Source organism: Pseudonocardia thermophila, assembly GCF_900142365.1.
Lineage (GTDB): Bacteria > Actinomycetota > Actinomycetes > Mycobacteriales > Pseudonocardiaceae > Pseudonocardia > Pseudonocardia thermophila.
The window spans coordinates 434633-459288 of record NZ_FRAP01000001.1 but is presented as its reverse complement, the minus strand read 5'-3'; the positions used below and the strand labels follow the sequence as shown (position 1 = coordinate 459288).

Annotated in this window: 20 protein-coding genes and 1 pseudogene; 15 read left to right on the top strand and 6 right to left on the bottom strand. The window is 72.5% G+C overall.

The features are described from left to right. Positions 1 to 57: 57 nt before the first annotated feature. The 3 genes from BUE41_RS02145 to BUE41_RS02135 all read left to right on the top strand — a co-directional run bounded on the left by BUE41_RS02145 (position 58) and on the right by BUE41_RS02135 (position 2908). Positions 58 to 306 (top strand): DUF3039 domain-containing protein, encoded by a 249-nt coding sequence (locus tag BUE41_RS02145; protein ID WP_073455168.1) that lies wholly within the window; start codon positions 58 to 60, stop codon positions 304 to 306. After that, positions 303 to 983, top strand: coding sequence for a class I SAM-dependent methyltransferase (locus BUE41_RS02140; protein ID WP_084754194.1), 681 nt, complete (start codon positions 303 to 305; stop codon positions 981 to 983). Before BUE41_RS02145 ends, BUE41_RS02140 begins: the two co-directional genes overlap by 4 nt. A gap of 200 nt (positions 984 to 1183) precedes the next feature. Then, positions 1184 to 2908 carry a DEAD/DEAH box helicase gene (locus BUE41_RS02135; protein ID WP_073455074.1) on the top strand — a complete coding sequence of 575 codons (1725 nt, stop codon included), beginning with the start codon at positions 1184 to 1186 and terminating at the stop codon, positions 2906 to 2908. Between the two features lie 158 nt (positions 2909 to 3066). Here the strand turns inward: BUE41_RS02135 and BUE41_RS02130 are convergent, their stop codons facing one another. Further along, entirely contained in the window at positions 3067 to 3249 is a 183-nt protein-coding gene (locus BUE41_RS02130; RefSeq protein WP_073455165.1) for a DUF7455 domain-containing protein, read from the bottom strand. Between the two features lie 420 nt (positions 3250 to 3669). Here BUE41_RS02130 and BUE41_RS02125 point away from each other — a divergent pair, with 420 nt between their 5' ends. The 5 genes from BUE41_RS02125 (at position 3670) to BUE41_RS02105 (ending at position 9545) form a co-directional block, all read left to right on the top strand. Further along, entirely contained in the window at positions 3670 to 4518 is an 849-nt protein-coding gene (locus BUE41_RS02125; RefSeq protein ID WP_234996897.1) for an EamA family transporter, read from the top strand. Positions 4519 to 4839: 321 nt separating this feature from the next. Beyond that, complete coding sequence (locus BUE41_RS02120; protein ID WP_073455072.1) at positions 4840 to 5961, top strand: sugar ABC transporter substrate-binding protein; 1122 nt, start codon at positions 4840 to 4842, stop codon at positions 5959 to 5961. 101 nt (positions 5962 to 6062) lie between these two features. Beyond that, positions 6063 to 6836 (top strand): ATP-binding cassette domain-containing protein, encoded by a 774-nt coding sequence (locus BUE41_RS02115; RefSeq protein ID WP_073455071.1) that lies wholly within the window; start codon positions 6063 to 6065, stop codon positions 6834 to 6836. Beyond that, positions 6836 to 8317 (top strand): sugar ABC transporter permease, encoded by a 1482-nt coding sequence (locus BUE41_RS02110; RefSeq protein ID WP_084754193.1) that lies wholly within the window; start codon positions 6836 to 6838, stop codon positions 8315 to 8317. The genes BUE41_RS02115 and BUE41_RS02110 overlap by 1 nt, the downstream gene beginning before the upstream one ends. Positions 8318 to 8351: 34 nt before the next feature. Beyond that, positions 8352 to 9545 (top strand): ROK family protein, encoded by a 1194-nt coding sequence (locus BUE41_RS02105; protein WP_073455070.1) that lies wholly within the window; start codon positions 8352 to 8354, stop codon positions 9543 to 9545. A 50-nt stretch (positions 9546 to 9595) separates the two neighbouring features. On the opposite strand, the gene BUE41_RS02100 is transcribed toward BUE41_RS02105, so the two are convergent. Next, positions 9596 to 9913: a hypothetical protein gene (locus tag BUE41_RS02100; protein WP_143171920.1), complete on the bottom strand. Its 318-nt coding sequence runs from the start codon at positions 9911 to 9913 to the stop codon at positions 9596 to 9598. A 238-nt stretch (positions 9914 to 10151) separates the two neighbouring features. Here BUE41_RS02100 and BUE41_RS02095 point away from each other — a divergent pair, with 238 nt between their 5' ends. The 4 genes from BUE41_RS02095 (at position 10152) to BUE41_RS02080 (ending at position 13486) form a co-directional block, all read left to right on the top strand. Then, positions 10152 to 11168, top strand: coding sequence for an ABC transporter substrate-binding protein (locus BUE41_RS02095; RefSeq protein ID WP_073455068.1), 1017 nt, complete (start codon positions 10152 to 10154; stop codon positions 11166 to 11168). Next, positions 11165 to 11998 (top strand): ABC transporter permease, encoded by an 834-nt coding sequence (locus BUE41_RS02090; RefSeq protein ID WP_234996896.1) that lies wholly within the window; start codon positions 11165 to 11167, stop codon positions 11996 to 11998. Before BUE41_RS02095 ends, BUE41_RS02090 begins: the two co-directional genes overlap by 4 nt. Continuing rightward, a complete protein-coding gene (locus BUE41_RS02085) occupies positions 11991 to 12800 on the top strand; it encodes an ABC transporter ATP-binding protein (RefSeq protein ID WP_084754191.1) in 810 nt (269 codons plus the stop codon). The genes BUE41_RS02090 and BUE41_RS02085 overlap by 8 nt, the downstream gene beginning before the upstream one ends. A gap of 344 nt (positions 12801 to 13144) precedes the next feature. Continuing rightward, a complete protein-coding gene (locus tag BUE41_RS02080) occupies positions 13145 to 13486 on the top strand; it encodes a DUF3040 domain-containing protein (RefSeq protein ID WP_073455067.1) in 342 nt (113 codons plus the stop codon). A gap of 13 nt (positions 13487 to 13499) precedes the next feature. Here the strand turns inward: BUE41_RS02080 and BUE41_RS02075 are convergent, their stop codons facing one another. Then, positions 13500 to 14261 (bottom strand): tetratricopeptide repeat protein, encoded by a 762-nt coding sequence (locus BUE41_RS02075; RefSeq protein ID WP_073455066.1) that lies wholly within the window; start codon positions 14259 to 14261, stop codon positions 13500 to 13502. 206 nt (positions 14262 to 14467) lie between these two features. Between BUE41_RS02075 and BUE41_RS02070 the strand changes: the two genes are divergently transcribed. Both BUE41_RS02070 and BUE41_RS02065 read left to right on the top strand, forming a co-directional pair. Further along, entirely contained in the window at positions 14468 to 14731 is a 264-nt protein-coding gene (locus BUE41_RS02070) for a hypothetical protein (RefSeq protein WP_073455065.1), read from the top strand. A 537-nt stretch (positions 14732 to 15268) separates the two neighbouring features. Then, positions 15269 to 17071: an AMP-dependent synthetase/ligase gene (locus BUE41_RS02065; RefSeq protein ID WP_073455064.1), complete on the top strand. Its 1803-nt coding sequence runs from the start codon at positions 15269 to 15271 to the stop codon at positions 17069 to 17071. A 10-nt stretch (positions 17072 to 17081) separates the two neighbouring features. On the opposite strand, the gene BUE41_RS02060 is transcribed toward BUE41_RS02065, so the two are convergent. Together BUE41_RS02060 and BUE41_RS02055 are read right to left on the bottom strand one after the other, a co-directional pair. Then, positions 17082 to 18641: an acyl-CoA synthetase gene (locus tag BUE41_RS02060; protein ID WP_073455063.1), complete on the bottom strand. Its 1560-nt coding sequence runs from the start codon at positions 18639 to 18641 to the stop codon at positions 17082 to 17084. Positions 18642 to 18742: 101 nt separating this feature from the next. Beyond that, positions 18743 to 20758: an acyltransferase family protein gene (locus tag BUE41_RS02055; protein WP_159444844.1), complete on the bottom strand. Its 2016-nt coding sequence runs from the start codon at positions 20756 to 20758 to the stop codon at positions 18743 to 18745. Positions 20759 to 20899: 141 nt separating this feature from the next. On the opposite strand from BUE41_RS02055, the gene BUE41_RS02050 reads away from it, so the two are divergent. Next, entirely contained in the window at positions 20900 to 22918 is a 2019-nt protein-coding gene (locus BUE41_RS02050; protein WP_234996894.1) for an ATP-dependent Clp protease ATP-binding subunit, read from the top strand. A 222-nt stretch (positions 22919 to 23140) separates the two neighbouring features. Here the strand turns inward: BUE41_RS02050 and BUE41_RS02045 are convergent. Next, positions 23141 to 24576 (bottom strand): annotated as a pseudogene (locus BUE41_RS02045) (amidohydrolase family protein). Between the last annotated feature and the right edge of the window lie 80 nt (positions 24577 to 24656).

The following is a 24656-nucleotide window of genomic DNA, read 5'->3' as shown; positions in this document are numbered from 1 at the left end:
GGCATGGCACCTCGGTCCGACTGGGGCGACGACCCGGAGTGTTGCATCATGGTGGGCATGACCACGCAGGTGCTGCTGGACACCGACACGAGTCCCGACGCGACCGACTCGACGGGCAACGACAGCCCGAGGATGTTCCACTACGTGCGCAAGTCGAAGATCGCGGAGAGCGCCGTGCTCGGCAGCCTGGTGGTCGCCCTGTGCGGCGAGACGTTCCCGGTCACGCGGGCGCCCAAGCCGGGCTCGCCGGTGTGCCCGGAGTGCAAGAAGATCTACGAGTCCCTCCCGCCGGGCGGCGACTCATGAGCGGCCGGCCGGACGCGCCCGGGCCCCGGGCGGTCGTGCCGGCCGGAGCGCGGGCCGTCCGCGGGTGGCTCTACGACACGTTCGTCGCCGGGCTGACCGCGCAGTGGTACCGCGTGGTGCTCGATCGATTGCCCGACGGTGCGCGCATGCTCGACGTCGGCATCGGGACCGGCGCGGCCCTGGCGCGCTGCGCGGAGACGGTCGAGCGGAAGGACCTGCACGTCGTCGGGCTGGACATCGATCCCGACTACCTGCAGCGGTGCCGCCGTGAGTTGGCCAGGGCCGGGCTCGCGCACCGGGTGAAGCCGCTGCTGCAGTCGGTGTACGACCACGCCGGCGGCCCGTACGACGCGGTGTACTTCAGCGCCAGCTTGATGCTGCTGCCCGATCCGGCGGGCGCGATCGCGCACGTCGCGCGGCTGCTCGCACCCGGGGGCCGGGTGTACGCGACGCAGACGTTCCACCACCGGCGCTCACGCCTGCTGGAGTGGGGCAAGCCCGTGCTGCGCCACGTCACCACGATCGACTTCGGCCACGTCACGTACGAGCCGGAGTTCCGGGCGGCGTTCGCCGCAGCGGGGGTGCCGCTGGTCGAGCTGTCGGTGATCCGGGGCGGCCGGTTCCAGTCCTACCGCCTGGCCGTGGCGGAACCGGGGGCGCTCGCCCGCAGCGCCTGAGCAGCCCGTCGGCACCATCCGGCCAGGGCCGTGACCCGGGCCGTGACCAGGGCCGTTCGGCCGCTACCACGCGGCCCCGATCGGCCGTGGACACGGGGCTCGATCCCGGGGCCACCGGCCCCGGGTTAACCTCGTTCCGCCCACTCCGCCCCCACCGTCGGGATCGCCCGGATCAGACGTCGAGCGAGTCAGGGAGACGCGTGTCCCAGGCAGTCCAGATCGCGCAGTCAGGTCCGAGCGGGGGCCGTCCGCTGCGCGCGTGGCAGCGCGCGGCACTGGCGCGGTACCTCGCCTCCTCCCCGCAGGACTTCCTCGCCGTGGCGACGCCCGGAGCCGGTAAGACGACGTTCGCGCTGCGGGTGGCGAGCGAGCTGCTGGCCGACCGGGTCGTGTCCAACGTGACCGTCGTGGCGCCCACCGAGCACCTCAAGCACCAGTGGGCGCAGGCCGCAGCGCAGGTCGGCATCGCGATCGATCCCGATTTCCGCAACTCCACCGGGGCCACGTCCAGCGACTACACCGGCATCGCGGTCACCTACGCCGGTGTGGCGTCGCACCCGCTGCTGCACCGGGCGCGCACGGAGAACCGGCGCACACTGGTGATCCTCGACGAGGTCCACCACGCCGGGGACGCGCGGTCGTGGGGCGAGGCGATCCGGGAGGCGTTCGAGCCCGCGACCCGCAGGCTCTGCCTGACCGGTACCCCGTTCCGCAGCGACGACAACCCGATCCCGTTCGTCGAGTACGTCCCGGACGCCGACGGCACCCTGCGCAGCCGCGCCGACCACTCCTACGGCTACGCCGACGCGCTGGCCGACGGCGTGGTCCGCCCGGTCGTGTTCATCTCGTACTCGGGCGTGTCGAGCTGGCGGACCAGCGCGGGGGAGGAGTTCACCGCGCGGCTGGGCGAGCCGATGACCGCCGAGCAGACCGCGCGGGCCTGGCGCACCGCGCTGGACCCGGGCGGCGAGTGGATCCCGGCGGTGCTGTCCGCGGCCGACCGGCGCCTGACCGCCCACCGCAACGGCGGCATGGAGGACGCCGGCGGTCTGGTGATCGCCTCCGACCAGACGACGGCGCGCGCGTACGCGTCGATCCTGGCCGACATCACCGGCACGCAGCCCGCGCTGGTGCTCTCCGACGAGCCCGGCGCCTCGGCGCGGATCGAGCGCTTCTCGGAGTCCGACGAGCGCTGGATGGTCGCCGTGCGCATGGTGTCGGAGGGCGTGGACGTGCCGCGGCTGGCCGTCGGCGTCTACGCCACCAGCGCGTCCACCCCGCTGTTCTTCGCGCAGGCGATCGGACGGTTCGTGCGGTCGCGGCGGCCCGGTGAGACGGCGTCGGTCTTCCTGCCCAGCGTTCCGGTGCTGCTGGGGCTGGCGAGCGAGCTGGAGGCGCAGCGCGACCACGTGCTCGGGAAGCCGCACCGCGCGTCGGAGAACTGGGACGACGAGCTGCTCGCCGCCGCCCAGCGCCGCCAGGACGAGCCGGGCGAGGAGGACAAGTCGTTCACCGCGCTCGGCGCGCAGGCCGAGCTGGACCAGGTGATCTTCGACGGGACGTCGTTCTCCGCCGACGAGGAGGACTACATCGGCCTGCCGGGGCTGCTCGAGCCCGACCAGGTGCGGTTGCTGCTCAGCAAACGGCAGCAGGAGTGGCTCTCGCGCGAGAAGAAGAAGGCCCCCGAGCCGAAGGAGGAGCCGCCGCCGAGGCCGGAGCAGCGGGCCGGCATGTCGGTGCGGGAGCGGATCGCCGCGCTGCGCCGCGAGCTCAACACGCTCGTGGCGCTGGAGCACCACCGCACGAAGAAGCCGCACGGGGTGATCCACAACGAGCTGCGCGCGAAGTGCGGTGGCCCGCCGACCGCCATGGCGACGATCGAGCAGCTCGAGGAGCGCATCGCGACGCTGCGGTCCTGGCGCTGACCCCTCGGTCAGGTCGCTCGATCAGGTCCGATCACGCCGCAGCGCCTCAGCGTCATCCTCTGCGTCGATCCTTCGATGAGGTCGATCCCTCGATGAGTACGACGACGGGGCGGGACTCGTGGAGAGCGCCCGCCCCGTCTCACGTCGTCCGTCTCCGGTCAGCCGTTCAAGACCTGCGCCTGCATCTCCTTGAGCTTCTCGGCGTGGGCTCGCCCGTGGTGGCCGCAGAAGAGCAGCTCTCCACCGGACGGGAGCACGGCCCGAACCTTCGCAGCGGCCCCGCAGCGGTCGCAGCGGTCGGCAAGGGTCAGCTCCGGCCGGGTCAGGGTTCCAGGCTGCATAGCGGTCTCCCTCTCCATCGGGTACGGGACGCGAGCCCCGCACCACCCTGTGACGACCGCTTCCGCGGTACGTCGCACTCTCCCAGACGTCAGACACCCCTGCACGTGTTCCCGGGGCGCGTCGCGACAACCATCACGTTTGCCGAGATCGCTTCGAGTGCCACCCACCCCGGATCCGGGCTTGCCCAGTTCAGCAGCGAGGTGACGACCCCGATGACCGTTTGCAGATTCAGTTGGCTTCCGTTGACTACGGACGAATCATGCGTGGCCCCGGTGAGGGACCGCAAGGCGTGACGTGTTAACAGTGGTCACCATGCCTCCCGCCGCCGATTACGCAGAGCAACCGGAATGGCGGGGCTGACGAGTCGTGCGGCAAGCCGGGTCCCGGCTCCCGCCCTCTTCGTCGCGGGTGCCGTCTCGATGTACGTCGGGGCGGCGCTCGCGGTGGGACTGTTCGACCGGTTGTCGCCGACTGTGGTCGCGGTGTTACGCGTCGTGTCCGCCGGGCTGGTGCTTCTGGTGATCGTCCGACCGGGCCGGGAGGCGTGGCGCTGGCCCGCGGTGCGCGGCGCTGCCGCCTACGGGCTCGCCACCGCGCTGATGAACATCGCGTTCTACGAGGCGATCGCGCGGTTGCCGCTGGGCACCGCGGTGGCGCTGGAGTTCGTCGGGCCGATCGTCGTCGCGGCCGCCGCGAGCCGGCGCGCGCGCGATCTCGCGGCCGTCGTGCTGGCCGCCGCGGGCGTGGTGATGATCGCCGACGTGCAGTGGGCCGCGAGCGCGTCCGGATTCGTGTGGGCCCTGGTCGCGGCGGGTATGTGGGCCGCGTACATCGTGCTCGGCAAGCGCGTCGCGATGGCCGGGGACGGCTTCTCCGGCATGGCCGTCGGGTTCACCGTGGCCGCGGTCCTGCTCTCCCCGTTGATCGTGATCGGCGGCCCGGAGGGGCTCGCCCCGCTGGCTTCCCCGACGGTGTTGGTGATCGCCGCCGGCGTCGGGGTGCTGTCCAGCCTGCTGCCGTACATGTTCGACCAGATCGTGCTGCGCCGGGTGGGCCGGGGCCGGTTCGCCGTCCTGCTGGCGCTCCTGCCGGCCACCGCCACCGTGATCGGGTTGGTCGCGCTCGGTCAGATGCCCGGCCCGCTGGAGGCCGTCGGTATCGCGGCCGTCGTGGTTGCGGTCGCCCTCCGCTCGCGGGAGGGGGACGAGAGCGACGGCTCCGGGCCGGGCGGGATCACCGGTGGCGAGCCCCTCGAGGGCCGATCGTGATTCGTCACGGAGAGTGAGTAACGCCGGCGTCGGCGGAGAGTGTTCTTCACTACATCAGCCGGGGGATCCGGGTGACGTTCGGCTGAACAATCCACGCACGGTGTTCGGATGTGGTGTTCGCCACGTCGTCGATCGGCCGGCGCGGCACCCTTGATCGACGGGGGCGACAACAAACCCCGGCCTATGTGATCGAACTGTTACCGTTATGCACAGACTTGCTCGATTCAGTATGCTTGGCGCCACGCGCTTCGGCGGCATACGTTGCCGCTCGCAACATTTACCCGGATCGCGGGTGTCCCCGACGCTGTGGAAGGAAGACACATGCGGCTCAAGAAGACTGCGCTCGCAGTGGCGGGGCTGGGCATGGCCCTCGCCCTCGCCGCCTGCGGCCAGAACGCGGCTCCGTCGGGCGGTGCAGCTCCCTCGGGAGCCGCGGCGCCGGCCGGCGGGACGAAGGTCGGCGTGATCCTCCCGGAGACCGACAGCTCCGCCCGCTGGGAAGGCTTCGACAAGCCCCTGCTCACCGCCGCGATGCAGGCCGAGGGCCTCGACGCCGACGTCCAGAACGCCCAGGGCGACGTCCAGAAGTTCTCCACCCTCGCCGACGGCATGATCGCCAGCGGGGTGAAGGTCCTGGTCATCGCCTCCATCGACAGCGAGTCGGGCGCTGCGGTGGCGGCGAAGGCCAAGGCGCAGGGCATCCCGGTCATCGACTACGACCGGCTCAACCTCGGCGGCTCCAGCGACTACTACGTGTCGTTCGACAACGTGAGGGTCGGCGAGCTGCAGGGCACCGGGCTCAAGGACGCGCTGGCCGGCAAGCCGGGCGCGCAGGTGATCGAGATCGAGGGCGCCCCGACCGACAACAACGCGACGCTGTTCTACAACGGGCAGCAGAACATCCTGAAGCCGCTCTACGACAACGGCGCGCTGAAGCTGGTGCGCAGCCAGCCGATCGAGAAGTGGGACAACCAGATCGGCGGGCAGACCTTCGAGCAGATCCTCACCGGCAACGGCGGCAAGGTCGACGGCGTCGTCGCCGCCAACGACGGGCTCGCCGGCGCCATCATCACGGTGCTGCAGAAGTACGGGCTCAACGGGCAGGTCCCGGTGACCGGCCAGGACGCCACCCCGGACGGTCTGCAGGCCATCCTGCGCGGCGACCAGTACATGACCGTGTTCAAGGAGATCCGCCTGGAGGCGGAGGCGACCGCCAAGCTCGCCGCCGCGCTCGCCGAGGGCGACACCGCCGCCGCGGACGCGATCGCCACCGCGACCACCGACGACCCCACGGGCAACCGCAAGGTCAAGTCGGTGCTGCTGACCCCGGTCCTGATCACCAAGGACAACGTCAAGACCGTCGTCGACGCCGGTCAGGTGAAGGCGTCGGAGATCTGCGTGGCCGAGACCCAGGCCGCGTGCGCGGAGCTGGGCATCAGCTGACCCGTCCGTCCGAGACCCGGTGCGGGCGCGTCGCGGCCCCGACGCGCCCGCACCGACCGCAGATCCCAGACCCAGATGTGAGATCCCGGGAGAATCAGGCCGTGACCCAACCGATCCTCGCCCTGCGCGGGGTGAACAAGAGCTTCGGCGCCGTCCAGGTGCTGCACGACGTGGACTTCACGGTGCGCGCCGGCGAGGTCACCGCGCTGGTGGGTGACAACGGTGCGGGCAAGTCCACCCTGGTCAAGTGCGTCGCCGGCATCCACCCGGTGGACCGCGGGGAGATCTTCTTCGACGGCGAGCCGGTGCACATCACCTCGCCGACCGATGCGGCGAAGCTCGGCATCGAGGTCGTCTACCAGGACCTCGCCCTGGCCGACAACCTCGACATCGTCCAGAACATGTTCCTCGGCCGCGAGCGCGGCAACCCCTGGATGCTCGACGAGGCCGAGATGGAGCAGGCCGCGCGGCGCACCCTCGCCTCGCTGTCGGTCCGCACCGTCACCTCGGTGCGCATGCCGGTGTCGGCCCTGTCCGGCGGGCAGCGCCAGACCGTCGCCATCGCCAAGGCGGTGCTGTGGGACTCGAAGGTGATCATGCTCGACGAGCCCACGGCCGCCCTCGGCGTCGCGCAGACCCGCCAGGTGCTCGACCTGGTGCGCCGGCTCGCCGAGCAGGGCCTCGGCGTCGTGCTGATCAGCCACAACATGGCCGACGTGTTCGAGGTGTCCGACCGGATCGCCACCCTCTACCTGGGCCGGATGGTCGCCGACGTCGCGACGAAGGACGTCACCCACTCCCAGGTCGTCGAACTGATCACGGCGGGTCGCTCCGGCGAGCTCGGCCTCGCCCGGCCCGAGGCGGTGACGATCTGATGGCCGAGCTCAAGCAACCGGTGACCGAGAAGCCGCTGCCGGAGGGGAGCGCGGAGAAGGCCTCGCCCGCGTCGCTGCGCGCGGAGGACTTCGGCATCGACACCACGGCCCGCACCACCCGCGAGGCCGTCCGCGACTACGTGCGCAATCTGCGCAACGGCGAGCTGGGCGCGCTGCCCGCGCTGGCCGGCCTGCTCGTGCTGTTCGTGCTGTTCTGGATCCTCGACACCTTCCTCCCGCAGGGCAGCGGCGGCACGTTCATCAGCCTCGGCAACCTCGCCAACCTGCTCCAGCAGGGCGCGGGGCCGACCATCATCGCGATGGGCCTGGTGTTCGTGCTGCTCACCGGCGAGATCGACCTGGCCGCCGGGACCGCGTCCGGGGTGACCGCCGCGGTGATGGCGCTGCACTTCGTGCGCGACGGCAACCTGCTCGGCTCCCTCGGCTGGCCGGTGTTCATCCTGTTCGCGCTGGTCGTGGTCGTCGCGATCGTGCTCGCACTGGTGGTGCGGATCTGGGTCGCGGCGGTGTTCTGCGCGATCGCGCTGGTCCTGCTGCTCATCGGGTTCCCGCCGAACGCCTGGCTGGAGATGCTGTTCGCGATCACCGTCGGCGTCGTGCTCGGCACGATCTCGGGGTTCCTCGTCGCCGAGCTCGGGATGCCGTCGTTCGTGGCCACGCTGGCGCTGTTCATCGCCTGGCAGGGAGTGCTGCTGCAGTTCATCGGCGAGGGCGGCACGCTCGGCCTGCGCGATCCGGTGATCTTCGCCGTCGCCAACGGCAACCTCTCCACCCTCGGCAGCTGGCTGCTGTTCGTCGTCGCCGCGGGCGGCTACGCGTTCGTGCTGCTCAACCGGCAGCGCTCACGGCGGCGGCTCGGCCTGGTCGCCCAGCCCACCGGGTTGGTGCTCGCCAAAGTGACCGCGGTCGTCGTGCTCGGTGCGATCGCCACCGCGCTGCTCACCGTGAACCGCTCGCCCGGCGCCATCGAGATCTCCGGTGTGCCCTACGTCGTGCCGATCGTGCTGGCCCTGCTGGTCGTCGGCACCTACGTGCTCGACCGCACCAAGTTCGGTCGGCACGTCTACGCCGTCGGCGGCAACCGCGAGGCAGCCCGCCGCGCCGGCATCGACGTGGTGCGCATCCGCGCGGCCGTGTTCATGATCTCCACGGCGATGGCCGCGATCGGCGCGATCGTCTACTCGTCCAAGGTCGGTTCGGTCTCCCCCACCGCGGGCGGCGGCAACACGCTGCTGTTCGCCGTCGGCGCGGCGGTCATCGGCGGCACGTCGCTCTTCGGCGGCCGCGGCCGGATCAGCAACGCCGTCATCGGCGGTGCGGTGCTCGCGACGGTGCAGAACGGACTGGGCCTGCTGAAGCAACCCTCGGCCGTCGTGTTCATCGTCACGGGGCTCGTTCTGCTGCTGGCGGCCGCGGTCGACGTAGCATCCCGGCGCCGATCGGCGACGGCGACCCGCTGAGCCCGTCGCGGAGGGAAAGCGAGGTGGCTCACCCATGAGCCGGGCCTGGGGGGCCAACGGGGTGCCTGCTCTGTCCTCAGGTGCCCGCCCGGACGAGGTGCGCCGCCACAACCGAGCCGCCCTCCTGCGGCGTTTGCACGTCGCGGGGCCGTGCACGCGGGCCACCCTGGCCGCCGAGCTCGGGCTGAACCGCAGCACCATCAAGGCGGTCGTGGACGGGCTCGCCGAGTCCGGCGTCGTCACCGAGGCCGTCCCGGTGCAGCGCAGCGGCGCCGGTCGGCCCTCGCTGATGGTGATCCCCGATCCCGAAGCCGCGGCCGTGCTCGCCGTCGACATCCGCGTCGAACAGGTCGCGATGGCGCTGGTCGGGATCGGCGGGCAGATCCTGGGCCGGCACAGCTGGAACCTGCACCGCGCCACCCGCACCCCCGGCGAGGTGATCACCCACATCGCCGAGTCCGCGCAGCTGCTCGTCGAGGAGGTGGCGGTCCCCGCCAGGGGGGTGGGGGTGTCGGTGCCCGGCGTCGTCCGCCGCGCCGACGGCTGGGTGCACGAGGCACCCAACCTCGGATGGCGCGACGTCGCGCTGGGAGAGCGGCTCGGCGCTGTCCTCAAGCTGCCGGTGCAGGTCGCCAACGACGCCGAGCTCGGCGCGCTCGCCGAGCACGTGCGCGGCAACGCCCGCGAGCTCACCGACATCGTCTACATCTCCGCCGAGCGCGGTGTCGGCGGCGGCGTGATCTCCGGCGGCGCGCCGCTGCGCGGCACCCGCGGCTACGTCGGCGAGCTGGGGCACATCCCGGTCCGCCCGGACGGCCGGCCGTGCTACTGCGGTTCGCGCGGGTGCTGGGAGACCGAGGTCGGGGAGGCGGCGCTGTGCCGGGCGCTGGGTCTGCCCGAGTCCTCCGCCCGCGGCGTGATCGTCGCCGAGCTGCGCTCGCTCGCCGCCAACCCGATGCCCGGCCCGCTCGACGAGTACGTCGAGTGGCTGATCGCGGGCCTCGTCGGCGTCGTGAACATGATGGCGCCGGAGATGGTCGTGCTCGGCGACCTGTTCACCGCACTGCCGGGGCCGGTGGTCGACCACGTCCGCCGGCAGGTGCACGAGCGCAGCCTGGTCAGCCGCGCCATCGGCGGCACCCGGATCGAGATCAGCCCGCTCGGCCGCGACGCGAAGCTGGTCGGGGCGGCAGAGCTGGCGTTCGAGCCGGTGCTCGGTGCCGTTTGAGCAGTGCCGTTTGAGCAGTGCCGTTTGAGCAGTGCCGTGCGACGGCGGGATCAGGCGCGGGTCACATCGAGCTCGACGGTGTTACCGTCGATCCGCACGACGCCGATGCGCAGCCCGCCCATCACGACGGCGGACCCCGCGGGCACGACCTGCTCGGCGCCGAGCACCGACAGCGCCACGCCGCGCTGGCCGATCGGGCCGACGTGCAGGGTGCGGTCCCGGTTGCCCAGCGAGATGTCGATGCTCTTCTCCCCGGTGACGGTGGCCGAGCAGCGCACGGCGTTGCACGAGGTCGTCGAGACCGAGCAGCCGGACAGCGCGAGGACGGCGGCGGCGAGCAGTGACGCGAGAACGGATGCGGGACGCACGGGGAACTCCTGACGCTGGGACATGACCCCGTCAGCGTCGCCTCCCGCGCCGGGCCGGCGCACCGGTGCGGACATGTGGATCTCGGGTGCGGTCAACACCACGCCGTCGGTGCGGGTTTCCGGGGTAGGGTCGGGGCGACCCGCGGGAACCTCACGCTCCGAGGCTGAGATGGCGGCAGGATCGGCCGCCGACCGTTCGCACCTGACCCGGTTAGCACCGGCGTAGGGAGGACCGTCGATGAGACGCACGTTCGCCGTCCTGCTCACCGCTGCCCTGGCGCTCGTCCTCGCCGCGTGCGGGGGATCACCGGCCTCGTCCGAGCCAGGGCCGGCGCAGATCCGGGTGGCGCTGGACTGGACGCCCAACACCAACCACACCGGGCTGTACGTCGCCCAGCAGCGCGGCTGGTTCCGCGAGGCGGGCCTCGACGTGCAGTTCCTGCCGTTCGGCCAGGTCTCTCCGGAGACGCTCGTGTCGTCCGGCTCGGCCGAGTTCGGCATCTCCTTCCAGGACACGTTCACCTTCGCCAAGGCAGCGGGCGCCGACGCCGTCTCCGTGCTGGCCGTGATGCAGCACTGGGGGAGCGCGATCGGGGTGCGGGGCGATCGCACCGACATCACCTCGCCGCGCGATCTCGACGGGAAGGTGTACGGCGGCTTCGGCAGCCCGAGCGAGGTGCCGAAGATGCGATCGGTGATCCAGGCGGCCGGTGGCCGCGGTGAGTTCGAGTCGGTCGTGCTCGGCACCAGTGCCTACGAGGCGGTGCAGTCCGGCGAGGCCGACTTCACCGAGCCGTTCATGGCGTGGGAGGGCATCGAAGCCGAGCTGGCCGGCCGCCCGTTCACGACGTTCGACTACCGCGACTTCGGCATCCCCGACGCGTACAACGTGATCATCATCGGTAACGCGCCGTGGCTGGCTGACCACCCCGATCTCGCGCGCGCGTTCGTGCAGGCCGCGCAGCGCGGCTACCAGCTCGCCGCCGATGACGCCGCGGCCGGGGCACAGGCGCTCATCGACGCCAACCCGGACCTCGCGTCCGCGGCCGAACTGGTGCGGCGCAGCCAGGAGGTGCTGTCCGCCGGCTACCTGAAGGACGACGACGGGGTCGTCGGCACGCAGACGCTGGAGCGCTGGGCGGGCTACTCGGGCTGGGTGTTCGACCAGGGCGTGCTCACCGGCCCGGACGGCGCACCGCTCGCCACCAGGCCGGACTTCGCGACCTGGTTCACCGACGGGTACCTCGCGCCGTGACCGCCACCCCGCCGCGCACCGCCGAGCCACGCCCTGCCCCGGTGGCTGCGCCGCCCGACGCAGCCACCCGGGCGCGGCGGTCGTCGTGGCGCCGCGCCTGGCCCGCGGTGGTCCTGGTCGCGGTGCTGCTGGTCGTCTGGCAGGTCTACGTCGACGTCTCCGGCATCAAGCCGCAGCTGCTGCCGTCGCCGCTGCGGGTGCTGGAGCAGGGCTGGGCGCACCGCGACCAGCTGTGGGCCAACACCGTGCCGACGCTGCAGGTCACACTCGTCGGGTTCGGCGCCTCGCTGGCGGTCGCCTGGGCGCTGGCGATCGCAGCGGACTTCGTGCCGTGGATCCGCCGCGCGCTCACCCCGCTGCTGGTCGCGTCGCAGACGGTGCCGATCATCGCGATCGCCCCGCTGATGATCATCTGGTTCGGCTTCGGCATGCTGCCGAAGGTGCTGGTCATCGCGCTGGTGACGTTCTTCCCGGTGGCGGTGGGGCTCATCGAGGGGTTCGCCGCCACCGACAAGGCCGCCACCGACCTGCTGCGCAGCATGGGCGCCTCGCGGTGGGACCAGTTCCGCTACGTCCGGCTGCCCGGCGCGCTGCCGAGGTTCTTCACCGCGCTGCGCATCGGGATCACCTACGCCGTCACCGGCGCGGTGTTCGCCGAGTACGTGGGGGCCACCGCCGGGCTGGGCATCTACATGAGCATCCAGAAGAACGCATTCCGCACCGACCTGGTGCTCGCCGCGGTCGGGGTGACCGCGGTGCTCTCGGTCGCCCTGTTCGGGCTCACCTACGTGGTGGAGCGCCTGGTGATCCCGTGGAGCCGCCGTGGCTGAACTGGTGCACGTGCGGCTCGACGACGTCCGCAAGGGCTTCCCCGGCACCGGCCCGGTGCTCGACGGGGTGTCGCTGGAGGTCGCACCGGGGGAGTTCGTCGCGGTCGTCGGGCCCAGCGGGTGCGGCAAGTCGACGCTGTTCACGGTGCTGGGCGGGCTGGAGCCGCCGGACTCCGGGCGGGTGCTCGTCGACGGGCGGGACGCGACCGGCGCCACCGCGCCGTTCGCCTACATGCCTCAGCAGGACCTGCTGTTCCCGTGGCGGACCGTGCTGGACAACACCGCACTCGGGCTGGAGGTCGCGGGCGTCTCGCGGGCCGAGGCGCGCAAGCGGGCGGGGGAGTTGTTCGAGCCGTTCGGGCTCGCCGGGTTCGAGCGCTCCCGGCCGGGGGAGCTGTCGGGCGGGATGCGCCAGCGCGCGGCGCTGCTGCGCACGGTGGTGCTGGACCGGCCGGTGCTGCTGCTCGACGAGCCGTTCGGTGCGCTGGACTCACTGACCCGAGCGGACATGCAGGCGTGGCTCGACGGCGTGCGCGCCACGTTCGACCGCAGCATCGTCATGATCACCCACGACCTGCGGGAGGCGGTCTACCTCGCCGACCGGGTGCTGGTCCTGGGGCCGCGGCCCACGCGGGTCATCGCCGAGGTCGTGGTGGACCTCCCGCGCCCGCGCGTGCCCGACGTCGTGACCACGCCGGCGTTCACCGCGCTGGAGGAGCGGGTCCACCACGCGCTGCGCTCGGCGATGCGCGGCCCGGTCACCCGCGCTCAGCGGGCGGGCGGATCCGGGCTGGGCCGGTGAGCGTCGGCCGGCCGCGGTCGCGATGCCCGCACGCGGACGGGTGACCGTTCGTCCGCCACCGCGCGGCGGACACCGGGATGCCGCGCGCCGACACGGTGCGGGATGGGGTGCGAGGTGCGGGAGTGGATCGCCGGCCCGGAGGGGTAGCCCGGCTCCGCGCTGCGCGCCGTGCGCACCCCGGACGTTCACCGCTGCGGCGGAGCAGGTCCGCCACGGGCTGCGCTCGACGGGTGCGCGGACGGGCTACAGGTACCACCCACGCGGAGATGGGTGGCAGAACCGATGGCCTTCCCGGCCCTTCGGGCCCATCATGGAGGTCCGCAGGCCGGCGGAGGTGACCGGACATGGCGACCATCGACCCGCGGCCCGACGACGAGCCGCGCCCCCTCGACGAGCGCGAACAGAAGCTGCTCCAGGAGATCGGTGAGGGGCTCGCCGCGCGCTATCCACGCCTCGAGACCCGGCTCATCCCGCCCCGCTCGATCGTCGTCGACCGGGTGGTGGCGGCGCTGGCGGTCCTCGTGATCCTCGCGGTGCTGCTGCCGTTCGCCTGGTTCGCGGTGGTGCTGCTCTTCGCGGCGACCGCGCTGCCGCTGCTGCTCACGGTGCCCGAACCGGGGCCGGAGCAGGAGCAGGAGCCGGGCGACGACGAGGGCATCCCGCCCGCCGGGTACCCGGGGTTCTGACGGGCTCCCGGTGTCACGCCGGGACGGGGCGGTGGATGCCGAGCCGCTCCGGGTGGTGCACGTCGGCGAGATCGGCGCGCAGCGCCTCGGTCTCGGGGTGGGTGGGTCCGAGCAGGGCGCTGGAGTCCTCGATCGCGCGCTCCAGCATCGAGATGGCGCGCGTGGTGCGCCCGGCCACCGCGAGGCAGGCGCCCGTGGCGGCGCGCAGCGCGATCGTCGAGCGGTGCCGGGCACCCAGCACCTGCTCGGCGTCGGCGAGCGCGTCCTCCAGCAGCGCCGTCGCGGAACGCATGTCCCCGGTGGCGGCGATGGCCAGGCCCGCGCCCATGCGCGTGGTCAGCGTGTCGGGGTGGGCGGCGCCGAGGATGCGCCGGCGCGCCGCCTCCACCTCGGCGTACAGCGCGATCGCGTCCTCCCACCGCTCGGCGAGCCGGTACGCGGTGGCGAGCGCGTCGCGGGCGGTGAGCGTCTCGGGGTGGTCGTTGCCGTAGGCGCGGATGCGGTCGGTCACGGAGGTCTCGAGCACCGCGATGCCCTCGGCGCCGCGACCGGCCGCGACCAGGGCCACGCCCAGGTTGCCGGTCACCGTGAGCGACGCCGGGTGGTGCGCTCCGAACAGCTGCTCGCACTCGGCACGCACTTGGAGCAGAACGGCCGCTGCGCGGTCCGGGCGGTCCTCGGCGAAGTACGCCGCCGCCTCGGCGTTCTGGTCGGCGAGCAGGGCGAGGTGCTGCAACTCGACCTCACGGTCCTTCCGGCCTGCCCACCACGCCATCGGATGATCCTCCCGTCCTTCGGTCGACATCAGGAAAACTACCCTGCGTGTTCGACGTGGCGACGTGCGGGCGGTCACGGCGCCACGAACGGGTGACCTTGCGCGCTGGGCTGCCGCGTCGGTCACCGAGGGTGTGACCGGCGCCGCATCGCGAGCCGCCGGGCGATGAACGGTGCGCCGAGCGGTCCGGCATAGGCTCTCCGGCCGTGGTGGTGACCCGCAACGCGCGCAAGCACGGCGTCACCGTCGACCAGATGCGGGCGGTCCTCGACGCCCCGCTGTGCTCGGTCGAGCAGGGCCAGACGGTGCTGCACATCGGGGTCACCGACGAACGGGACCTGCTGGAGATCGTGGTGGCCCCGGGCCCGCCGCTGACGGTGGTGCACGCGATGCGGCTGCGGCCGGGCAACTACCGGTACCTGCAGCAGCTCGGGGCAGCGGCCGGCGGGGCGGTCGCCGAGCCGGTCTGAGGCGCGAGCTCGAGACGCGGTGGTCGTGCGGCGGGCGTGACGAAGCTGGCCGGGGGGGGAGCTCCTGCAGGCGCGATCCGCGTCGCGGCAGCCGCGCGCCCTGCCGAGTCGGCCGCGCCGACTGCATCGATGTGCCGACGTCGAGCGCGTACCCGCCGCGCGGCAGCGCGGGGTCGAGCTGCACCACGCTGTCGGTCGGGCGACCGGTCGAGCCGCGCAGGTCCCACGCCGCCCCGGAGGCGTCCTCGGCGGGCCGGCGCCGGCGCAGCGCGGCCGGGATCAGGCCGGATCGGTGGCGGCCACCCCGTCCACCGGCGGGGCGGCGTGCCCCGGACGAGGCGCGCCGCGGGTGGCAGGGCACGGCGCCCGTGGCAGGATGATCATCCATCCCGGCGGCGACCACCGCCGAGGCCGAGGAGCCGGACCTTCCGGGCATTGTTTGCGGAATCGCGACGCGAGGCGCCTGCAGTCCGCATTACCCCCGAGGTAGGTTCGCCTCGTTCGGACGTTGCCAGTGCCGGCTCCAGGAGGTCCTCCGTGCGCGAGTACAGCGTTCCCGCCACCTTCGAGGTCGCGGCCGACGAGAATCTCGTGGCCGCCGTCTACACGAACGCGCGGGTGGCTCCCGGCAGCGTCGGGGTCCGCAGGCGTGACGCGGCGAAGCAGTGGCACGACATGACCTACGCCGAGTTCGCGAAGGAGGTCACGGACGTCGCGCGCGGGCTGATCGCCTCCGGGGTCAAGCCCGGTGACCGGGTCGCCCTGCTCTCGCACACCCGCTACGAGTGGACCCTGTTCGACTACGCGATACTCGCCGTCGGCGGGATCACCGTGCCGATCTACGAGACCTCGTCGGCCGACCAGATCAGCTGGATCCTCTCCGACTCCGGCGCGGTGGGCATCATCGTCGAGAACGCCGGACACATGGAGCGACTCGACCAGGTGAAAGCGGCGCTCGGCTCGCTGCCGCAGGTGTGGCAGATCGACGCCGGTGTGGTCGACGAGCTCAAGGCCAAGGGCGCCGAGGTGCCCGAGGACCAGGTCCACGAGCGGCGCTCGGCGGTCGGCGCCGACGACCTCGCCACGCTGATCTACACCTCCGGCACGACGGGCCGGCCGAAGGGCTGCGAGCTGACCCACCGCAACCTGCTCAGCGAGATCAAGAGCGTCGCGACGATCCTGCCGACGCTGCTGCAGGAAGGCGGCTCGGTGCTGCTGTTCCTGCCGCTCGCCCACGTGTTCGGCAAGGTCATCCAGTGCGGGGCCGTGTACAAGCGCACGGTCATCGGGCACACGCCCGACATCGCGGAGCTGGTCGACGACCTGCAGTCGTTCAAGCCGACCTTCCTGCTGGCCGTGCCGCGGGTGTTCGAGAAGGTCTACAACGCTGCCCGGCAGAAGGCCCACGACGAGGGCAAGGGCAAGATCTTCGACACCGCCACCGACGTCGCGATCGCGTGGAGCCGCGCGCAGGACTCCGGCGGGCCGAGCCTCGGGCTGCGGCTCAAGCACGCGCTGTTCGACAAGCTCGTCTACGCGAAGCTGCGGGCCGTCACCGGCGGTCGGGTCGTCGCGGCGGTCTCCGGCAGCGCACCGCTCGGCGAGCGGCTCGGCCACTACTTCCGCGGGATCGGGCTGCCGGTGCTGGAGGGCTACGGGCTCACCGAGACCTCCGCGGGCGTCACCGTCAACACCCTCGACGCGCAGCGCGTCGGCAGCGTGGGGCGGCCGGTGCCCGGCCACGCGGTCCGCATCGCCGACGACGGGGAGATCTTGCTCAAGGGCCCCATCGTGTTCCGCGGCTACTGGAACAACGAGGCTGCCACGAAGGAGGCCTTCACCGACGACTGGTTCCACTCCGGCGACATCGGCGAGCTCGACGACGCCGGTTTCCTCTACATCACCGGCCGCAAGAAGGAGCTCATCGTCACCGCGGGCGGCAAGAACGTCGCCCCGGCCGTGCTGGAGGACCGCCTCCGCTCGCACGTGATCATCAGCCAGGCGATGGTGGTGGGCGACAACAAGCCGTTCATCGGCGCGGTCATCACGATCGACCAGGAGGCGCTGCCCCGGTTCCTGCGCAACGCCGGCCGGCCCGAGGACACCCCGCTCGCCGAGCTCGTCGACGACCCGCTGCTGCGCGCCGAGGTGCAGAAGGCCGTCGACGACGCGAACTCGCAGGTGTCGCGCGCCGAGCAGATCCGCGAGTTCCGCATCCTCCCGGTCGACTTCACCGAAGAGGGGGGCGAGATGACCCCATCGATGAAGGTGAAGCGGGCCGTCGTCGCGAAGAAGTACGCCGAGGCGATCGAGTCGATCTACGCCAAGCCGAAGAAGTAGCGGGCAGCCGTCACGCCGGGGCCGGCGAGGTGTAGCGGGCCCGCAGCTTGTGCTTCTGCAGCTTGCCGGTCTCGGTGCGCGGCAGGTCGTCGGTGAAGTCGATGCTGCGTGGGATCTTGTAGCCGGCGATGCGGGCGCGCAGGAACTCCAGCAGCTCGGCCTCCAGCTCGGGCCCTGGCTCGACGTCCGGCGCGGGCTGCACCACGGCCTTGACCTGCTCGCCCATGTCCGGGTCGGGGATGCCGATCACAGCCAGGTCGAGCACGGCCGGGTGCAGGGCGAGCGCGTTCTCGATCTCCTGCGGGTAGAGGTTCACCCCGCCTGAGATGATCATGAACGACTGCCGGTCGGTGAGGAACAGGAAGCCGTCTTCGTCGACGTAGCCGACGTCGCCGGTGGTGGCCCAGGTCGGGTGGTCCGGGTGGGCCGCCGCGGCGGTCTTCTCGGGATCGTTGTGGTAGGCGAACGGGAACTGATCGCGCTCGAAGTACACCAGTCCGACCTCGCCGGGCGGCAGCTCCTGCCCGTCGTCGCCGCAGACGTGCAGCACGCCGAGCAGCGACCGGCCCACCGATCCCGGCTTCTGCTGCCAGGTGGGCGAGTCGATCACGGTGAGCCCGATGGACTCCGTCGCGGCGTAGTACTCGTGCAGGATCGGGCCCCACCAGTCGATCATCCGCTGCTTGACCTCGACCGGGCACGGCGCCGCGGCGTGCACGGCCACCCGGTGCGAGGACAGATCGTGGGCTGTGCGGACCTCGTCGGGCAGCTTCAGCATCCGCACGAACATCGTCGGCACCCACTGGCTGTGCGTGACGCGGTAGCGCTCGATCGCGGCCAGGGCGGCGGCCGCGTCGAACCGCGGCATCACCACGACGGTGCCGCCCACCTGGTGGATCATCCCGCCGAAGCGCAGCGGGGCGGCGTGGTAGAGCGGGGCGGGGGAGAGGTAGACGGTGTCGGCGGCGAAGCCGTAGAGCGGGCCGAACAGGCTGAGCAGCAGGTCGCCGCCCTCGGTCACCGACACCCCGGGCAGCGGCGCCTTCACACCCTTCGGCCGGCCGGTGGTGCCGGAGCTGTAGAGCATGTCCCGGCCGCGCGGCTGCTCGGGCAGCGGTTCGGGGGAGGCCGCGGCGAGCGCGGCCTCGTAGTCGTCGTGGCCCGGCGGCAGGTCGTCGGCCGGGTCGGTGCAGAACGCCAGCCGCAGCCCGACGCCGGGGGTCGCGTCGTGGACGACGGTGGCCGTCTCGGCGAGCCCCGTGGAGACGACCAGCGCCTTCGCCCCGCAGTCGTCGACGATGTAGGTCACCTCGTCGGGGTGCAGCCGGAAGTTGATCGCGGTCAGGTACAGCCCGCTGCGCATGGCCGCCCAGTACACCTCGTAGGTGCGCAGGGAGTTCTCCGCCAGGAGCGCGACGTTGTCCCCGGGGCGCAGGCCGGCGTCCCACAGCGCCCGCGACAGCCGCACCGAGCGCTCCTCGAGCTGGGCGTAGGTGAGCGCGGCGCCGGTGTCGGACATGACGACCGCGGGCTTGTCGGGGGTGAGGGCGGCGAACTTCCCTGGATACACGGCGGCTCCTCGCGCGTCGTCGGGCCGGGAGCACTCCATCCTGCTCGGGCCGCGCCGGACCGGTCAACGCCGGACGGTCAACACTGACTCCTTCAACGGGGTCAGGGGCTGCCGATCGCGGCGCGCACCCGGTCGGCGATGAGCGGCGCCATCGTGGTCGCGTAGGTCGCCGTGAGGTGGTTGTCGTCGAGGTAGACCAGCACGTTACCGATGACGGCCGGGCAGCGGTCCGGCGTGCAGACCGCGTCGGCGATGTCGAGGAACGAGACCGTCGGCGGCACACCCTCGGCGCGGACCCACGGCGGCTCCGGCGCGTACAGGTCAGCGCGGTCGGCGCCGCACACGGACGGATCCTCGGAGTTGCGGGCCACGCAGTCGGGCATCGACTCGTCGAAGCGCGGGTTGTCGCGCAGCGCGAGCACCGGGATGCCGAGGTCGGCCAGTCGCCGCCACTGCTCGACGAAGCCGGCCGGGGTGTGCTCGGTCAGGCCGACCCGGACCGTGCGGGTCGCGAGCGTGACCACGACGTCCGGGCGCAGCGCGGCGATCTCGTCGAACGCCGCGGCCAGCCAGGCCACGCAGTCGGCGTCGTCGGGATCGTTCTCCGAGACGGTGGAGAACGGGCAGGCTCCGCGGACGATGTCGGTGAGCTCCCAGTTCTCCGCGTCGGCGATCGGGCCCAGCGCCGCGGAGAGCTGCTGGGCGTGCGAGTCGCCGACCACCACCACGCGCCGCGCCGGCGGCTCCTGCGCGCCCGGGCGGGGCCGGGTGCACAGGTCCTGCGGGAAGCCCTGCAGCGGCCGGCAGTTCCAGCGCTCGATCCGCTCCCAGTCCTCGTGCACCGACACCAGCGGCGGCACCGGTGGCACGCCCTCCCACGCGGCGGGGTCGATGGAGGTGTCGGCGAGGGCGAGCGCGCCGGGGTGGGTGGGGGCCCCGGCCGCGCCGGACGGGCGGTCGGCGAGCATCGCCGCGGCCTGCCACGCCACCGTCGCGACCAGGACGGCGGCGGTGGCGACCGCGGGGATCCGCAGGCCGCCGCGGCGGGCGGCGGGCTCCTCGACGAACCGGTGGGTGAAGGCTGCGGCGACGACCGCGGCCGCGACGATCGCGAGGCCGGTCGGCAGGTCGGCGAACGTGCCGCCGGTGACCGCCATGACCATGATCAGGATCGGCCAGTGCCACAGGTAGATCGCGTAGCTGCGGTCGCCGATCCAGCGGGCCACCGGGTTGGTGAGCAGCCGATCCACCCCGAGCCGGCTGCCGGTGGCACCCGCGGCGAGCACGAGCGCGGTGCACGTGACCGGCCACAGCGCGATCCAACCGGGGAACGTCGAGGCGACCGGCAGCAGCGCACCGCAGGCCACCAGGCCGAGCACGCCCGCCCAGCCGGCCGCGATCCGCAGCTTCCACGCCAGCACCAGCCGGTCCAGGTGCAGTGCGAGCAGGCCGCCGACCGCGAACTCCCACAACCGGGTCGTCGTGTGGAAGTAGGCCAGCGGCTGGTTGTCGGCGGTCTGGCCGATCGAGAACAGCAGCGACGCCGCGCCGAGCCAGAGCAGCGCGAGCGTCACCCGACCGCGGATCAGCTCGGTCCGCCGCCCGCAGGCCAGCGCGATCACCGCCACCAACAGCGGGAACAGGAAGAAGACCTGGCCCTGGATGGCGAGCGACCAGAAGTGCTGCACGACGCTCGTGGCCTGCGAGCGGGCTTCGTAGTCGACGGCGTCGGCGGCGAGCTGCCAGTTCTCGGCGAACAGCGCCGCCGCAGCCACCTCGCGCACGGTCTGGCTCCACCGCCCGGCCGGCAGCAGCCACATCCCGGCCGCGACAACGGCCACGAGCACCACGGACGCGGCGGGCACGAGCCGGGCCAGCGTGCGCGTCCAGCGGGCCCGCAGGTTCAGCCGGCCCTGCTCGGCAGCGCGGACCAGCCCGCCGGTCAGCAGGAACCCGGTGAGGACGAAGAAGACGTCGACACCGCCGGAGACGCGCCCGATCCACACGTGGTAGACGACGATGAGGAACACCGCGACCGCGCGCAGGCCCTGTACCTCAGGACGGTGCCGCGCGGCCAGCGAAGGGGGAGCGGCCTGCCACTGCACCGGTCGACGCATCGCGCCGGATCCTATCCATGCCCGGGTCGGGGGCTTGCGCCGCGGCCCGTGATCGCCGTCGAGCCGTACTGGCCGTCGTCGTCCGCGCATTTCAGGCACCATCGAGGCAACGCCCGCCCACGAGAGACTGACGAGGTGCCCGTGCCCGACAACGACCGACCCGGCGGCTTCGGTCCGCTGGACGACATGGTCGAGCGCCTGCTCGGCAACCTCACCGAGAACCTCGGGGAGGCGTTCCGCCCGTTCACCGACCCCGACTTCACCGCACCCACGGGGGAGGAGCCGGAGCAGGCCGCGCCGCAGCGCGGTGCCCGCACCCCGCGGCTGGACCGGTTCGGCACCGACCTGACCGCCCGGGCCGCCCGCGGCGGGCTCGACCCGGTCATCGGTCGCGACGCGGAGATCGAGCAGGTCCTGGAGGTCCTGGCCCGCCGGACCAAGAACAACCCGGTGCTGATCGGGGATCCCGGCGTGGGCAAGACGGCGATCGTGGAGGGCATCGCGCAGCGCATCGCCGAGGGCAGCGTGCCGCAGCAGCTGCGCGGCGTGCGCGTCGTGTCGGTGGACGTCGGCGCGATGGTCGCGGGCACGAAGTACCGCGGCGAGTTCGAGCAGCGGCTCACCTCGATCATCGACGAGGTCGTCCGGGCGAAGCGGGGCGTCGTGCTGTTCATCGACGAGGTGCACGCCATCGTCGGGGCCGGCTCGGCGGAGGGCGCCCCGATGGACGCCGCGACCCTGCTCAAGCCGGCGCTGGCCCGCGGCGACCTGCAACTGATCGGTGCCACCACCCCCGGTGAGTACCGCAAGCACATCGAGAAGGACGCCGCACTGGAACGGCGGCTGGAGCCGGTGCGGATCGCGCCGCCGACCGTCGAGGGCACCATCGAGATCCTGCGCGGCCTGCGCGCCCGCTACGAGGAGCACCACGACGTCCTCATCGGCGACGACGCGCTCACCGCGGCCGCGACCCTGTCCGATCGCTACCTGACCGACCGGTTCCTGCCCGACAAGGCGATCGACCTGCTCGACCGCGCCGCCGCCCGCGCCCGCATCAGCGTGCCCACCGACCCGGCCGCCCGCGCCTCCCTGCTGGAGCAGCTGCGCCGCGCCCGCGACGTCGCCGTCGACGCCGAGGACTACGAGCGCGCGATGGAGCTGACCCGCGAGATCGAGGCGGCGGAGGCCCCGCCGCCGAGCGGGCCACCGCTGATCACGGCGAACGACGTCGCCGCTGTCGTGGCCCGCAGCACCGGCATCCCGGTCACCGAGCTGACCCGCGCCGAGCGGGACAAGCTGCTCGACCTGGAGCGGCTGCTGCACCGGCGGGTCGTCGGGCAGGACGAGGCGGTCACCGCGGTCGCCGACGCCGTCCGTGCCGGCCGGGCGGGGCTCTCCTCACCGAACCGGCCCGTCGGGTCGTTCCTGTTCATCGGGCCGACCGGGGTCGGCAAGACGGAGCTGGCCCGTGCGCTGGCCGAGGTGCTGTTCGGCTCGCCCGACGCGCTGCTGCGGTTCGACATGAGCGAGTACGCCGACCGCGGCTCCGCGATGCGGCTGGTCGGGGCACCACCCGGCCACATCGGGTTCGACGAGCCGGGGCAGCTCACCGAGGCCGTTCGCCGGTCCCCGTACGCGGTGCTGCTGCTCGACGAGATCGAGAAGGCGCACCTGGAGGTCACCAACACCCTCCTGCAGGTGCTCGACGCGGGCCGGCTCACCGACGCGCACGGCCGCACCGTCGACTTCACGAACACCGTCGTGATCATGACCAGCAACCTGGGGGTCGAGCTGCTGCCCGGGGTGTTCCGGGCGGAGTTCCGGGCCCGGATCGACGAGGTGGTGCAGTTCCACCCGCTGGGCCCCGACGAGCTGCGCGCCATCGCCCGACTGCTGCTCGCCGAGACCGTCGAGCGGGTGCGGAAGCAGGGCATCGAACTGGACGTGCGCGACGCCGCCGTGGCGTGGTTCGCCGAGCACGGCACGCAGCCGGAGCTGGGTGCGCGGCCCCTGCGGCGCACGATCGCCCGGGAGCTGGACCGGAGGCTGTCGCGGATGATCATCGCCGGCGAGCTGGGGCACGGGAGTCGGGCGCGCGTCGACGTGGAGGAGGGGAACCTGATGGTGATCCCCGGGGGGCCGGTGCTGCGGAAGGGGTGACGATCGGGTCGGGTCCGCGGATCCGAGGCGCTGCCCCTGGATCCCGCCCCACCCACCCGGGCGCAACGAACGGTCCTTTCGTCCACTCCGAGTGCACGAAAGGGCCGCTCGTTGCCTCCTCCGCTGTGTGTTGGGGGCGGCCTGTGCTGGCGGTGTGGCGGACACGGGCAGGAGGCCCTGACCCTCCCAGTTGTCGGCCTCCTGCCCGTGACCTCGAGCGGCTCACCCGCCGTGGGTGGCCGCCGTCCCGTAGTCGGTGTACTGGTACGGGTTGTCGAGGATCGAGGTCTCCGGGACGTCGGGGTGCATGCCCTTGATCCACGCCTCGTCGCCGAGGGTCGAGCGCAGGTACTCGACGGTCTCCGCGACCAGCGCCCGCGCGTCGGCGAGGTCGGCGCCGACCAGCCTGCCGCGCGCTTCACGATCCGCCCGTTGACCAGGACGGTGTGCACGTCGCCGCGCTGCGCTTGGAGAGCGACGTGCCCGTAGGGGTGCAGGATCGGGAAGGAGACGGGGGAGTCGTCGTTGCGCAGCAGCACGATGTCGGCCTTCTTGCCGCGTTCGAGGCTGCCCAGCTCGTGGTCGCGGCCGAGGGCTTTCGCGCCGCCGCGGGTGGCCCAGTCGACGACGTGCTCGGCGCGCAGCTTGTGCGCGGTGATGGTCTCGCCGCGGGCGTGCGCCTCCAGGTGCTCGCGGGAGCGGTCGGCGCCCAGCGTGCTGCGCATGGCGGAGAACAGGTCACCGCTCCACCACACGCTGGTGTCCATCGAGAGCGAGACCGGGATGCCGTAGTTGCGCAGTGCCCAGGTGGGCGGGTAGCCCTGACCCGCGCTCTGCTCGCTCTCCGTGGACACCGACACCGAGCCGCCGCTGGCGGCGATGCGGTGGTAGGAGTCGGGGGAGAGCGTCGCCGCGTGCACGAAGATGCTCGACTCGTTCAGGAACCCGGCCTCGTGGGCGAGCCGGATGCCGTCGTCGTTGGTCGCGCCCCAGACACCGGCGTGCGTGGTGACGGCGACGCCCAGCTCGCGCGCCACCTCGTAGGCGGCCCGCTCCGGGAACTCCGGGTCCCCGGTCACGTCGAACGCCATCTGGAAGCCGAGCATGTCGTCGCGGGCCTCGATGATGCGCTTGGCGAACGCCGTGAAGTCCGGCGAGGTCGCCCACTCCCACGGCGCCTGCTGGATGTTGCCGTAGGCGAGGACGAACCGGCCGGGCACCGAGCGCAGCGCGTCGACCGCCGCCTCGGCGTGCAGCGGGGTCTGCAGCCCGTGCGACCAGTCCACGCAGGTCGTGACGCCGGCGTCGATCGCCTCCAGCGCTGCGAGCAGGTTGCCGGCGCGGATGTCCTGCGGGCGGAAGTGCTTACCGGACTCGAGGTAGTACCAGACGAAGTACTGCGTCAGCGTCCAGTCGGCGCCGTAGCCGCGCATCGCCGTCTGCCACATGTGCCGGTGCGTGTCGATCATGCCGGGCATGACGATGCCGCCGCGCGCGTCGATCTCCTCGGTGCCTTCGGGCACCTCGAGTCGCGATCCCACCTCCGCGATGCGGTCACCCACGACGAGCACGTCCCCCTCGGGGAGCACCGTGTGCGCATCGTCCATCGTGAGCACCAGGCCGCCGCGCAGCACCACCGGACGTCCGGACTCGCGCATGGGTCACCCTCCGGGAGAAGATCGGACCACTGTCCGCCTGACGGTCAACGGGTCGGGTAGCAGACTCTCGACTGCGGTAC